Source organism: Pyrobaculum organotrophum, from assembly GCF_055384425.1.
In genome coordinates, this window is sequence record NZ_AP042430.1 from 614,552 (window position 1) to 629,766 (window position 15,215).

Sequence of the window (15,215 nt, forward strand, 5' to 3'; positions counted from 1 at the left end):
ATTACTTAGGCGGGGCTAATATCTGCATTAGACGTCTCCTCCTCCAGTTGTTGTACTCAATTATCAATATCGCCAGTATCACAACGACCACTAGTAACAACAGGCCGTACAGCACCAGCGTCGGCAACGGAATTCTAGTACCACCAATGTCAAGCCCGGCGGTGCCAGGCACCACCACCTGTATGTTCTTCACCTCGCCTGGATTAAGCGTAATCTGAGCAGAAGCCTCCTTGCCTAGCGCTTGCACCTTTATACTGTAGGTCCCGGCAAGCACTTCTACATCCTTCGGCGGCGTGGAGAACATCAACGACAGCGGGCCGGTCAACTCTACAGAAGAGACGTAGCGGTCAAGAGGCTTTTTGTCATCGTCAACGGCAGTCACGCTCAGCTTAGCGGTGGGCACTTGCACAGCCGCAGTCACGGTCTGGCCCGGCTGCACGTTGACAGTCTGGCTGAACTCCTTGCCGAAGACTGAAGTCTTCACTGTGTATGTGCCGGCTAGCACCTCTACGGGCCCTATGCTACCCTGACCGCTTGTTACGCCGACGACTTGGACAGTCCAGTCGCTTCTCACGTTGCCAAAGCCGTCCACCACCTGGGCCACGATCTTAGCAGTGGGTATCTTGATCCTCACCACCATCTGCGGGCCCTTGGCCACAAAGGTTGTAGTGTTAGTGTAGCCGAGACCTGTTGCACGAGCTACATACTGTTGACCATCTACCAACTCAGTAGCCACCTGGCCCATGCCAGTGGCGACGTTTTCTACAACCACAGGCCAGTCACTTCTTACATTACCAAAGCCGTCAATCACTTGCACAACCACCTTCACCGTCGAGACGGGTATCTGTAGAGACAGCGCCTTCTGTTTTAACTCAAGCGTCTGTTCTTTGACTAACGCCTTGCCATTTGGCGCAATTGCGTTTGTAATCACTCTCACGACATACGGCTGGTCTAACACATCAGTCCTCGGCAATACAACTTGCACCTGGCCGGCACCTTGGGCGGCGGTTAGATTGCCGTAGAGCACTTGCACAGTCCAGTCGCTCCTCGGAGCGCCGCTGGCATCAACAGCTTGTATCGTCACTACGCCGGTCAGCCCAAGCTCGGCGAAGTCAAGACCAGCTAGTAAGTCAGTGGTCTTACCGCTGAACACAAGGAACTGACCGCCCTTAACAGGCACCTCCTGGCCGCCTAACGTCACGTGGGTTACGTAGATCTCAACCGGATATTCAACAGACACAGGTACCTTGCCGCCGAGCACCATCACACCGCCAGATATGGTAAACGGAATCTTGATGTCTTTCTTAGTGCCGTTGAGGAACTCCACGCCCTTAATCAGCAGATAGCCTCTAGTGGCGCTGTTCTTCACAGGTATCTCGGTGGCGTACCTCACAGTAGCCACCACGTTCCAGCCGGTGGACGGCACCGAGGCGCCGCGTTGTATCTCAAATCTGCCGGCGGCCACTAGGGCGCCAGATTGGTCATAGACGAAGTAGTAGTAGCTAGTAGGCGGAATCTGCGACAGTACGCCAGTTGAGTACTTCGAAATCCTCAGATCTACAACCTGTGCGCCACCGTCGGCGCCAGTCTTATTTGCTGCATTTACCAACTGGCCGACAGTTGAAGTATCAACTACTTTCACATACATGTTCGTCAACGGCCTCCCAACGTCGTCCTTTACGGTGACAGTCAGCGGGTAGACGTAGGTCCTTATCTTGTCGTTAGCTGAGGCGTTGCCCAACTCGGTCACATCTCTCTGAATCAGCTGGTCGTAGACCCATATCGTGAACTCGGGCTTGCCCATCAACAGCTCGACGATGTAGCCGTCGTACCACGCCACCCTCACCACGTTCGATAGGCCTACCGAAGACAGATCGGGCAACGGATATGCCAGCCTACCCAAGCTGTTGCTGTACACCACTGCGTAGAGCCTGCCGGATCTGTCAAACAGCGCCACGGTCTGGTTAGCCAACGGTCTGTCGTTCCAGTCGCGTATCTCCTTCAGCGGCAGAGTCGGGAAGTTGAACACGTACTTGTAGTCCCAGTTGGTGGTGTTCACGTCGAAGTTGCCCCAAGCGCCGCGGGTCACCTCGGAGATCTTGTTGTTCAGTATGCCAAACGTCCACTGCGTCGTCTCGGCATGGCTCGCGTACAGTACGTTCTGTAGGTAGTACTGGCTCGTCAGCGGCTGTATGTACTTGTCAAGGGTCTGCGGCATAGTCGGTATGCCGAAGTACTTAATCGCGTCAACCAAACCGCCGTGGTAGACCTTCAGACCGTAGGCGTAGTTGGGCTGCACCAGTCTGAAGCCCCAGACGTCGGTCGCGTTGATCATGTACGTCCTGCCGAAGCCGTAGCCGTTTAGCGGAATCATGCTCACGGTAGACTTCGCGTCAACCCTCGTCAAATTCATCGGCACCTCGTACCTCCAGTCGCCGTATTTCACAGTCAGCGATCCAACATATATCGGGAACTGGGCGTCGTTCTGCACGCTCAAGTAGTCGAGAGCAACGGTAGGCAACTTGAACACTCCTCCGGCCATCCACATGGCGGTGGAGTTCCACATAGCCACGTGCGTATAGTTGCTCAGCAACAGCGAGCTCGTGCCGCCCACGCCAAAGCCCAGGCCGCTGATTCTGCCGGAGCCGTCGAACTCGTCTAGGTAGGTCGTGGTGATGTAGCCGCGGCAGACGGGTGGTATGTAGTTAATCACAAGGTACTTAGGCAGCTTGTAGCCCTTCACAGTAACCTTGTCGTCCTTGGCCGTTAGCTCGACATATTGTGTACCAAGCGCCGGACCCTTGGACGGGTCGTCGCTGGCTGCGATCAGCCATATCCTGGAGATGCGCGACCCAGCCACCGAGGTCTTGTGGTACCAAGACGGCAGTAGAGCAACGTCTCCGGCTCTCACCACGTAGGTAATCGGAGCGCCGAACCCGCCATACTGGTCAAACGTCGCAGTAAATCCGTTGTTGGCAGAGCCGGCAGGGTCGATGCTATAAACGACAGTGGTGGGGTCAATCCTCGTCGGGCCAGCCAGAGACGGCACCTCGCAGTCGTACATAGAAACGGTCTTGTAGTTTGCATACAGCGGCACCAACTTAACCGCACAGACGCTGTATGGAGCACTCCTCGGGTCGTACATGTAGAACTTGATCTCGTACCGTATCACTGCGCCCGTGGTTGCTATGGCATACGCCAGCTGGCCAACTTTGCCGAAGTTCAGCGGCAGAGCGACGGTGGCCTGGCTACCCTTTGTGCCATTGAGTATCGATGTCAAGTTATAGACCTTGTAGTCGATCAGCGTGTTGTTGTTATCGAAGTACGCGGTGATGTTGACCAGAGCCTTTCCGCCGCCGGCGATCTTCCACGGCAGAGTCACCAACAAGGTCCTGTAGTTAGTCACGTTGGCGTCTCTCAACCTCAACACGTAGGTGTACTCATCGTCTGGGCCAACTTGTGTAACTGCAGTCTGAACAGCACATATTCTGTTGGCGCCCGGATAGGTCAACACGTACAGGATGTGGTTCCTCTCAACAACATCACTCGAGTGGTAGAGTACACCGTAGGACATGAAGACTGTGTCGTATAGCGCCTTGAACCATCTGTCGAAACTCACGACGTATTCTGCACTGGGTGTCGCAGGCAATACGATCGTCTTAATAGGATAGCTCATATTGACGCCCTTCAGCACGATAGTTGCGGGACACTTTCCTGCCTGCACGTTTACGTTAACAGATATGTCGCCGGGGGCGCCCTGGAGTGTAATGTTACCACATTTGGCATAGACGTAGAGGTCTATGGTGTAGTTGGCGGGATACTCGTAGACGAAGTTCTTCTTAACTGTGCCATTTGGCAACACGGCAAGCTGTAGGTTCAACACGGCATCCGGCTGAACCCAGACGCCGTTTTCAGTGCCGTTGTAGGCCGTTAGGTGGAGGTAGGTCGAGTTGGACGCCGGGTCGTACTTGATATATGCGCCACTTAGCGTTACCGTGCCGCTGGAAGAGGCGGGGACTTGCACCGTGAAGTTCTGTAGCGGTATGGAGTTGGCGCTCCTCTGTGTGACCGTCCTCTGCTGGACGCTGTTGAGCAACGTGGTGAGGTACTTCGCAGATGTGCCGTTTCTTATCACTACGAGGTTAGGCAGATATACGAACTCGACGCCAGAGGTGGTCGGCTTGTAGGTTCCGTAGTACCACGTCTGGGATTGGCCTCCGCTGGCCGCGTATACCATATCGTTGTACATCGACTGGCTAGACTTCGCCAGCTCGTTGTCCACAAGCCAGCCGAGGTTGTACACCTTGTACATCGAGTCAAATGGAGCAAGCAACCTCGAGGCAACGGACGCATTTGCAAACAACGTGTCGACGGGCGTCTTGTTGGCTGCGACGCCTACGTAGACGTCAGACAGCGTGAAGCCTACGAACGAGTCAACGGGCAACCTCATGCTCTTTGTGTAGGTCGTGGTGTTGACTGGGTATACGTCGGTTCTTATGTCCACAACCGGCCCTGTGATAGTCACGTAGTCGTCAAACACCTTCTGGCCTAGGTACCACACGACGAACCTCAGCCTCTGGCCCGGCATAAACAGCCTCGCCAGCTCGGAGGCCCCCACCTGCGAAGGCGTCATCGAACACACGTCGATTAAGTCCTTCGGCTGCTGCGACGTCAGCAGGAACACAGCGGCGTACCTGTCTGTCGAGGCGTTGGCGATGTACCCAGCCATCGCGGCGAGGGCAAACGCGTTGATGGCAGCCGAGTAGTTGGCAACTGCATATGTCGGACAGTTGAGATAGGTCTGCGCCTGCTTCAAGTAGTACGAGGCCAGCTTCTGGTATATCGACCTCATGCCGGTTATACCTATTACACGGAAGTCCGTCAAAATCTTGTAGTCGTTTGTGGCGTAGTTCATCCATCTAGAGGCGTCGGGATACACGCCACCGTCGACGACGAGCGTTACGTTCATCAGGTACGGCCTAGTCGCCTGCGGATACGGCCCGAAGTAGACGTACTGGCTCCTCAGCAAGTACTTACCTGTCTTATCCCACAGCCTCACGACTAGGTCAAACACTTGCGTAGCTAGGTTAATGGGCTCCTTGGCACATATGTATTTCGACGCGTTGCCCGCCGTGAGGACTATGGTTGTCTTGTTCACCTCTAGGCCAGCGTCAATCGCGCCTCTTGTGCCCAGCGTGTAGACGTCTTCCGCGGGGTTGCGGCCCATGAATGTGGCATAGGAGGCATAGTCGTTAGACCTCTTGATCTGCTCGTATGTATAGCTCCAGTATCTGTCAGAAGACGGCACAATGGTCCTCACGGATACCTTCAGCGGCACCCCAATAGGCACATTGGGCACGTATGCGTAGCCCGTCACGTTGGATATGCTTCTCGCCATCTCGTCGCCGGTCGCAGTGCTGAAGACCCTAACTACAAAGCCCACAAGTGGCTCCTTGAGCGGGTCGTAGTTGGCTGATATCGCCTGGCTCCAGACTCTGAAGAGCAGCGGCGCGATGGGGAGGTAGAGCACCGGCTTCCTCACAACACCGAACTTAATCGGAATCGTCAGAGGCATGGGCTGACTCGCCGGGATCTGGGAAACGTTGGCCACTGGGTAGAGCTTGTAGCCGAAGTAGTAGAGGACTGGGTACGCAACGATGGAGCCGCTTGTTAGGTCGAGCTGCGGGTTGCCCCACTGGTCAATTGGTATGTACACGTCGACAGGCACCTCGCTTCCAAGCGGTAGCCTGCTGATTGTCACGCTACGGTCTCCAACCGTCACATTCAGCGTTAGGTAGGCGCCGGCCAGGCCGGCAGATACGCCGGATATCGGGTTGCCACATGCGTCCCTCAGCAGTATGTTCTGGAATATCCTAATAATCGCTATGTGTATTACGTGCTCCCTGTCGTAGAACCTGGCGGGAGTGGCGTACTCCACATTGTACATGTCAACCCTGTTGTTGGAGTCGTACACCGGCTGGAGCACTCCTCTGACAGAGGCGGCATCTTGCTTCATCAAGCCGGTGTACGTGACGTTTGGATACCTCACGATGATGTTAGCAGTGCCCACTAGGGCGTCGTTGTAGTAGATCCTGAACTTGTAGGAGTAGCTTCCGACGATCCCGATGTTGAACTTGGAGAAGTAGCCGCTGTACGCCATGGCATCGCTGTAGTTGAAGTACCTAAAGCCGCTGGTTGTCAAATTGGCGATCAAGGTCGGGGCTGGTAGGTAGCCGCTTGCGTTGAACCACGCAAGTAGGCTAACTCTGACGTTGCCGACAAGCCCGGGAGCAGGCACATAGGGCGGCAGGGACCATATCACTTGGCCGAGCCATGGATCGTACGTAATAGCTCCGTCGTAGGCGTATCTGTCAATGTACACTGTGTCTCCGCTTACCACAAACCTTAGCGAAGCTAGGTCGAGCGGGTCGCTGTAGTAGTACTCCCTGGGGTTAGGCAACGCAGGAGGTAACGACAGGTTGCTCCACCTCCACAGCCTAATCTGGACGGGCAGAATCGACACGTTGAGGACGCCCTGCCAGTTCACCGGCGCCATCAGCGGAGCTTCGAACACGAGGGCATTAACTACATCGTTGCCGCTGTTGTATACGTACTCGGCCACCAGCTTTGTCACGAAATCTTGTGTAGATAGGGCGGCAGTGGTATCCGTCAGCTTCAGCATCCCGCCGAGTCTTGTCAGAATTATCGGCTGGTACAAGCTCAACACTGCTGTTCTGAACCCATCAGGCCCAAGCCGGTAGTAACACTGCTTTAGGTCGTTGAAGCTGGTTATAGTACCACAGACTTGGTTGAGGGCGGCTTTGACATCGCCTATGTCTAAACGCCATGAGCCCTGGGCGCGGTCGAGGGTGACCCAGTTGTCGCCTATCTTCGTCTGTATCTTGAACCTGAAGCTCTCTGGGTTGAATACCGGGTTGCCCTTGAGGTCTAGCAAGCCTGTGATCTTGACGGTGTACGTTGTCATGTTCCAGATCACCAAGTTGCAAGACATGGGCACCGGCGTGCCGGTGCCGGGGCCTGCGGTCTTGTTAAGCGTCATAGATACATACCTCAGGAGGTTGTAGGCGTATTGAATGGAGTTCTTGCTCTGTATCACAACACCCGTGTTGCCCTCAATTGTGAGGTAGATGTAATAGCCATACGACACTTGGGACTGGTCGACCTTAACGCTGTATTGATCCGGCGTTGTACCCGCGCTGCCGAGGTTATAGACGTAGGAGCCTAGGTATGTGAACGGGCCGAATACCGCCTGCACGTTGGGATCTATGTTCCTAACGTAGTTGGTCGGTCCTACCGCCGGGCCGACGTTGTTATCCAGCGTTATGGTAGCGCCCCCAATTGTGACAATCCTAGTAAGCGTAAGCGGGAACTGCTTGCCCAGGGTGTTTACGCCTATGTAGAACGTATGTATCGTCGAGGCGGAGAAGTTGCCGTAGTGCCCCTGCCCATTATAAACCTTTATGACGCCCCACGGTCCGTCGTATACCTCCTGGCCAGTGAGATCCGGCCTGCCCGTCAAATTGCCCAGCACGTCTATAAGCGGCGTGCTTGTAAATGTCTTGTTGTATATGAGGAAGTAGTAGCCTGGCCGAGGCCACTCTACGACGATTGCGACATACCAGTCGGAGGGCTGTGTTACATCAAGGCCGCCCGGGACGCTTATTGGAAAGCTTACGAAGCCCGTTGCGTTTGCGGTGGCGCTAATCCTGAGATCTTGGAACTGAGGCGGATATACTGGGGGTTGTCTTATTTCTCTAATTATCAGAGTGAAGTTTTTGCCTGCCGCGAAACTATACGGCGGGTAGTTCAAGAGCGATTTAGGCCAGGGGTTACAGAGGACATAGTTAGGGTCTAGTTGGTATGCGGCTCTGGCGTCGTTTATCTGCATTACCACATTGAAGGTGGAGGGTAGGACGTATCCCCCTCCCCTCTGAGTTTGTGCGTATATCATTGCGGGGAGCGCGACGGCGAGCAGTAGCCCTAACAGGAGTAACCTTGTTTTGTTATGCATGACTTTTCAAAAAGGTGGAGTTTAAAAGTTTTTTTCTCCTTATGATATTACTGCGGTAATTCTTACCGATAGGGCTCCGCTTATCTCGATCTGGCCCTGTCTAATGTACACAGCCATCTTGTTGCCCCACCCGTCTGTGACCTCCACGTAGTCTCCGTTCCACACAGCGGATTGGGCTCTGTCGCCGTCTTGTTTAGCGAAGAGCGAAACTAGCGCGGAGGCGTAGGCTGTGGCAGACGTCGGCGGGGTGGTCGGCTTCTGTCGGTATAGCACTGGGGGTATTAGGTATGTGGGCACTGTGCATGTGACTTGGCTTCCGTCTACCAGTATCCTAGTTGGGGCTAGTGGGGATACTGTGAAGTCTATGTCTACTCTGTGCCCTGCTATGCTTATGCTGACGTGTCCCGAGTTTCCGGAGACGTATCCGCTGTAGTCTCCTGTGTAGACGCCGCTTGCTGTTTTCACCGTTATTGTCCCCTGTAGGTTTGTGGCCGTGGGGCTGTATGTCACAGTGCCGCTTACCCTCATGAGGTCGAACTGGATGGTTGCCACTCTGCAGTCTATCTGGACGGAGTATATGGGTCTAGCGTCTTCGAACCATATCTGGCTTACGTCTGACACGGAAACCGTGGGCGGCTTTAGGTCTAGCTGTATAGTGGTGGCGTATTTGGTGCCGTTTATGTATACGGCGAGCTCTCCCGTCCCCGGCGCTTGTAGCGTGGCTGTGGAGTTCGCCGATATGTAAGCCCCCGGCTTAAGGACGTACGTCCCGCCTCCAGGCCCCTGTATGTTCAAGGTGATGGGTCTGTAGGTGGCGTTTGTCGATATGATGTACCCCCAGGCTATGTCTACCGATTTGCTGGTCACCGAGAGGGCTAGGGTGTCGGTGGGCGCCGGCCAGCTCCTCATTAGGTCCGGCTTCCACACGACTATCTCTACTCTCACGGCCACGAGGGCCGCCTTTATGCGCCATTCTAACGTGCCGTTGAGGGCCCCCTCGGCGTGGAAGGCCACGGCGTAGAGCCCGCCGCTGTTTATCCTGACGCTCTTGGTGATGTTGATGTAGCTCCTGGGCGCTATCGCATAGGCTCTGTCGTCGATTTTGACCTCCGCCGTGGCGTTGCCTCTGTTGTAGAGCCAGAGCCACGCCGTGGCGTTTTCGCCGGGGAGCGCCTCTAGGTACGTGGGGCCGCCCAGTTTGTATTCTACGTTGGGGGTTAGGTAGTTGACGGTCACCGCTATGGGTACGCCGCTGTAGTTGACGTAGTAGGTGCCGGCCGCCGTGATGTTTAATGTGGTTTTTATCCTGGCAGTCTGCCCAGGCTGTATAACAACGCCGTCGACCACCGCGCTGTAGTTGCCCACGTTTTTGATCATTATTTCTACTGTGACGTTGGCGGGCATCTTTGTTACGTTTACCGCGATGGGCTCCGCCATGAGCTTGGGGGCGTAGTAGTAAACGGCCGTAGCGTAGGCGTACTCTGTGCCGTTGATCACCACGGCTATTTTCTGCCTACCAGCGGTCTTCGCCACTACGCTCTTCGTAACGTTTATCCTCTCGCCGGGCTTAAGCGTGTACACCACGCCGTCTACCTCCACCGCCCCCGTGCCATTGCCCTCGTTGGCCAGGGTTATGGTGTAGTTAACCGCGAGAGGCAACTTGGTCGTGTTTACTACAGGCGGCGCGGAGAGCCTCCAGGTTATCTTGGGCAGGTAGACGGGCTGAGGCGCGGGGGGACGCGGCGCCGTTGTCGTCGTAGCTGTGGGCTGGGCTGTCGCGGTTGGCGTCTGGGTAGCCGCTGTCATTTGGGTTGGGGCGGTAGCTGTGGTGGTCGGTTGCGATGTAGCTGTCGTATGGGTCTCTGCCTGAGACGGCAGAGGGGGTTGCAGCATGAGGTATATGGCGATCAATGCCGCCGCCACCGCCAAGGAGATGAGTCTTCTCATGGGGCTGTAACGTAGTAATTAAATATTAAAGTTTTTAATTACTCCACACTCCACTTCTGTGAGACTTGTATTCGCCCTGTTGATCGCTACGGCGCTTGTTCTCGCCGTAGAGACCCCCCATTTCTATGTGGTGGGCAACGACACGTACTCCCAGAAGCTCGCCAAATACCTTGAGGAGGCCTACGGGTTCTACGTCGGGAAAGGCCTCTCTCCTGCTCCGCCGTGTTCTGGCGGAAAGTACTTCGTCAACATCACATCGGTGGCGTCCGGCGACACCCGGGTGGACCTTTCGGGATCGACTGTGTGCGTCCAGAGGCTTGACTTCAGTCAAAGTCTTAGCGACGTGGAGCTTAAGCATCTTGCCTACCACGAGGTGGCGCACATATTCCAGGTTAGGTACATCAACCCAGATATGCTCTACGACCAGAGGTGGCCTGTGGAGGCCCTCCCCGAGGGCATGGCGGCCGTGGGAGCCCAGTACTTCTACTTCCCCTACAGCTACTTCTCGGGCAAGCTCTACCAGGTAAACCCCTACTCCGCCTCCCACGACGACTGGTATAAATACAGCGCCGTCTTTGCCTGGTACCTCCAGAGCCTTGGGAACTGGACCCCCGTGGTGATAAACGCAACGAGGGGCAACACCGACCCTGCCCTCGTCTCCATGTATGTGAAATTCCTCCTAGCTCTGGCACAAGGCGTCTCCATAGGCGGCGTGCAACTGGCTCCCGATTTTCAGAAGTACCAACTGGCCCCCGGCTACAACCCCCAGCCGCTCAGCCTAGACGGCCTCACCGCGGCCTACTACGAGATCTCGCCACCCTACCCCGGATATCTCACAATAGAGGCCCCCGGCGTTGTCTCCAACGTCCCTCTGGGCCAGCCCATCTGGGTCAACAGCACGTTGAAGGTGGCCTTCGTCAACCCAACGACGTCTCCCGTATACACCACCGTGAAGATGTACTTCGGAGGGCTGTATGCTAAGTTCACGGGGGGCGCCTACTACGACAACGGGACCCTCGCGCTGGATCTCTACGTTGCTGTGGACGGGAGTCCCGCAAACGGGGTGGTCTACATAAACGGGACCGGCGTGACGGCTAGGGGCGGATTTGCTACCTATGTAACAAGGGGGGCCCTAAGGCCTTACGCCTTGGTTGTGTCTAACGGTAGCTACACCACCGTCGTTAGGGTAAATCTGACGGGCCTCCAGCTGGCGGCAGCGCCGGGCGTGTTGCTGGTGGGGCCTGGAGCGTGGGGCGCCGTCAACGTCACGATATACAACCCCAACCCCCTCGTCGTAGTGGGGACGCTGAAGGCGGCTGGGTGCCCCGGCTTCGGGGGCGGCGCAGTTTTGCAGATTCCGCCGGGAGATAGCGCCTTGGCTAAACTGCCTTTCAACGTCTCCACGCCGAGCGACTGCCTCCTCTCTATCTCCTACGCCGGCTCGACGGCAACGCTCCCCGTAAAGGCGGCGCGGCCCACGTACAGGATCTACTACGACCTCGACAGGGGAGCCGGCGCTGTATACGCGGCTTTGGGAGGATACGCGGCGTCTGCCAACTTCACCGGGCTCTCGACAACGCTTAGGGTGCCGGGGGCCGGCTACACGGCGGCCACGTTATCTATACGCCTGGCCGTGCCCGACTTCAAGATCGACATAAAGCCCGTGGGAGCCGGCGGGGGACTGCTACAATATTCCATAACCGTCGTTGGATCCGTCTCCGGGACGCCGAACGCCACATATCTCGCCACAGTCGCCGTGGACGGCCGCGCCGCCGGCGTAATCCGTATAGACACAGACCCAGCCGGCGTGGGTCAGTCCGCCCTCTCCGTGGCTTACGACGCCCCGATTGGTAAAAACGCCGTCAACGTTAGGGTAGGCCAGGCGAAGTACACGCTTGCGCTTCCAAAGCCGCAGGTTAGGCTTGAGGTGGTCAAGGCGAGAGTCAACGGCTCCGTCGTGGAGCTACTCCTCAGGCCTGTGATCAACTTCTCCGGCTTGAACATCACCGTGAGAGTAAATGGCGGCGTTGACTGCGCCTCCGTCTGCATCCTCAAGGCTAGATACGATGAGGTGATAAACATCAGCTACACGGCCGTCGAGCGGGGCTCCATATCGGTTAGGCTCCCGCGCCCCAGCTTCCGCATGGACGTCTCCAGGGTGGTGGTAACGCCCTCAAGCGTAGACGTGTCCCTGTCTATAGAGGCGTCTATCTGCAACCCCTCAGTCGACGCGGACTACTTTGTCTACATAAACGGGACGGCCTTACACATTCCAGTCGGCGCAGGCCTCTGCGCGACGGGGAGGGCTACGGCCGGCGCGTTGCTCCCCTACGGGGAGGATCTCAAGTTGACGCTTTCTACGAACTTCGGCGATGTGGAAAAGGTCATCCACATCCCCAGGCCCTCTGTAGCTGTCCGCTTGCTCAACTGGCGTGTGGACCGCGGTGGGGAGTCCGCACTTCTCAACGTAACTATCTACGCCCCGCCCAACTACACCTACGTGGTCGGGGGGGATCAGGTGCGTGGGCGCCTCTCCAAGGTTGTGGAGGTCGCCGCCTCGGACGGGGCGGCCGTCTTTAGCTACGGATTTGGGGAGGAGCGCATCCTCCGCCCGCCCCTCAGGTTGAGCGCCGGCGCCGATGCGGCCGAGTTAGGCACGCCGGCTAGGGTTTTCGTTGCCGTTTCCACGCCGCCGAATCTAACCTTGAGAGTTCCCCTCTACGTCAACGGGACGCAGAGCGTTTTTGTCGACATGGGGCCGGGGGCACATGCCCAATACGCCGTCAACGTGACATCCCCGGGGAGGCCCGGTAGATACCTCGTGGTGCTTAAGGCGGGGCCGTACATGGTGTCTGTGCCTGTGCTGTGGTACAGGGTCTACAACCTATCCATCTCGGCGCCGGCCGCACTGCCTCTGGGCGCCGCAGCGCGGGTGGTGCTTGGGGGGTTTGTGGAGCCCCGCGTGGCGGTCTCCGCGGTGGTCGAGGCTTGGGGCTGCGAGCAGTTCAAGAGGACGGTGCCGCTGAACTACACCCTGGATCTCGTCTACAACAGAACCTGCGCCCTCCATCTGGTCTTCCGGACCAACTCCAGCCTTGTCTCCAGACGACTCTACTGGGGGCCTCTGGAGGTGAGGCCCGAGGCTCTGATCCTCGGCGCAGTCAGAGGGCTTCCCGTGTTCGCCGCCGGCTCTCTATCCGCCGCGCTGTACCTAAACGGCTCTAGAGTCAACGGTAGCGTAGTGGTGGTGGGCCGCCACGACGCACTTGGCCTAGTGAACTTCACCATCTACGGCGAGTATATGGGAGTTAGGAACAAGACGACTTTTGTGGGCTTCGCCGTGCCCCCCCAGAGCTACATCCGGGCCTCCGAAGCGGCTGGCAACATGTCGCAACGCGCCGCTGAGTACTTCCGCTTCCTGCTAGAGAAGGCTGTAGCGACTGGGGATTGGACTCTCGTCGACGGCATCTCCCAGCTCTATGCGGCGCCGCCGACTCCAATGACTCTCCTAGCACGGGCGATAGTGGAAGGCGATCTGTCGGTAGGCCGGACGCCGAATCTCGCCGTAGTTGAGGCGCTCCGACGCATAGAACCCGTCATATACGGCCTTTTAGGCCTCTCGATACTAGTGACTAGGCGTTTTATATAACCCGTCTATCCCTGGGCTATCAAGCCGCACCTAGGGACTCTCTCCTAGCTCACATCTTCGTCAACGTCTAAACTTACATTGAGCGCCACACGAGGGACAAGGAGGCCAAAAACCTCTTTGACGCCTGTTTGTAGGTTTGAAACTGTAGATATTACATATCAAGTCCTTCTGTAGGTGTAATAAGTCCTCGGGCCGAAGTCGTGTAGTTCTACGCCGAGCTCGGCCAGTCTCTGCCTGATGTAGTCCGCCAGTTGGTACTGCCGCTCTTGGCGTAGTTTTGCCCTAACCTCTACCAGCGTTTTTACGGCCTCCTCCAGCTCCTTTGGGATCTGGCGTCTCTCCAACACGCCTAGGACGTCCGCCATCTCTACGTATTTGTTCAATATGGCTAGCGCCGTCTCGCGCGAGATCTTCTCGACCCTGTGCAGAACCGTGGAGATTATGTACCTAGCCATGCCGTATAGCTGTTGTACGGCCTCCGGCGTCGACATATCGTCGTCTAACGCGCCGTAGAAGGCCTCGGCGTATTTCAACGCCTCTTGGGCTATCGGCTCTTGGTCCTTCTCCCCGGCGTCTCGGAGGGCTTGGCTCAGCTCGTCGTAGGCGGTGTAGAGGGTCTTCGCCATGTCCTCCGCCTGTTGCAACAGCTCGTAGGTGAACTCCATCGGCTTTCTGTAGTGGCTCATGGCGTATGCAAGCCTTAGGGCCTCGCCGCTGTGTTTAGAGAGGACCTCCCTCAGCGTTATTATGTTGCCGAGGGATTTAGACATCTTCTCGCCTCTAACAGTGAGGTAGCCCACGTGTATCCAATACCTCGCGAAGTTGTCTACGCCGAAGTAGGCCCTCGCTATCGCTATCTCGTTTTCGTGATGTGGAAATATGAGGTCGGCGCCACCGCCATGGAAATCGAAGGGCACCCCCAAGTGTTTCGTCGACATGACGACACATTCGAGGTGCCACCCGGGCCTCCCGGGGCACCACGGCGAGTCCCACCAGGGCTCGCCAGGGGTCCAGCTCTTCCAGAGGGCGAAGTCGAGGGGGTTTCTCTTGCCGGGCTCTGGCTCGACGCGGGCCCCCGCCACGAGCTCCTCTATCTTCTGTCTCGACAACACGCCGTAGTTAGGCACCTTCGCCACCTCGAAGTAGACGGAGCCGTCGGGGGCGACGTAGGCGTATCCCTTCTCCACGAGCGTCGATATCCACTTCACCATGTCTTCTACGTTTTCTGTCACCCTGGGGTATGCATACGCCGGCTTTATGTAGAGTTTTTTCGTCATCTCGAAGTACTCGGCTATGTAGCGCTCGGGGATCTCCCTCCACCTCCTGTAGGCCTCGTGGCCGAACTCCTCTTTTGCTCTGTTTATAATCTTGTCGTCTATGTCTGTAAAGTTTATAACGAGCCTAACCTCATAGCCAAGTCTCTCTAGATACCTCCTGAATATGTCGAAGAAGACGTACACCCTGCCGTGTCCCACGTGCATGTGGTCGTAGGGGGTTATGCCGCAGACGTACCCCCTGGCCAGGCGGGGGACGTACGTTGTGAACTCCTCCACCTGTCTAGTGGCGGTGTTGTAGATTCTCACATGC

Annotated in this window: 5 protein-coding genes; 1 reads left to right on the forward strand and 4 read right to left on the reverse strand. The window is 56.8% G+C overall.

Annotated elements, in window-relative coordinates; all coding sequences use genetic code 11:
- Position 1: 1 nt before the first annotated feature.
- The 3 genes from ACZ49R_RS03745 to ACZ49R_RS03755 are packed head-to-tail and all read right to left on the reverse strand — an operon-like array spanning position 2 to position 10,361.
- Entirely contained in the window at positions 2-8,032 is an 8,031-nt protein-coding gene (locus ACZ49R_RS03745; RefSeq protein WP_464733803.1) for a hypothetical protein, read from the reverse strand.
- A gap of 39 nt (positions 8,033-8,071) precedes the next feature.
- Entirely contained in the window at positions 8,072-9,979 is a 1,908-nt protein-coding gene (locus ACZ49R_RS03750) for a hypothetical protein (protein WP_464733804.1), read from the reverse strand.
- A gap of 34 nt (positions 9,980-10,013) precedes the next feature.
- Entirely contained in the window at positions 10,014-10,361 is a 348-nt protein-coding gene (locus ACZ49R_RS03755) for a hypothetical protein (RefSeq protein ID WP_464733805.1), read from the reverse strand.
- Here ACZ49R_RS03755 and ACZ49R_RS03760 point away from each other — a divergent pair.
- On the forward strand, positions 10,323-13,628 hold the full coding sequence (locus ACZ49R_RS03760; protein WP_464733806.1) for a hypothetical protein: 3,306 nt from the start codon (positions 10,323-10,325) through the stop codon (positions 13,626-13,628). The two genes, ACZ49R_RS03755 and ACZ49R_RS03760, sit on opposite strands and share 39 nt — an antisense overlap.
- 158 nt (positions 13,629-13,786) lie before the next feature.
- Here ACZ49R_RS03760 and cysS read toward each other — a convergent pair whose 3' ends face one another.
- Entirely contained in the window at positions 13,787-15,211 is a 1,425-nt protein-coding gene (gene cysS, locus ACZ49R_RS03765; RefSeq protein ID WP_464733807.1) for a cysteine--tRNA ligase, read from the reverse strand.
- Positions 15,212-15,215: the final 4 nt, after the last annotated feature.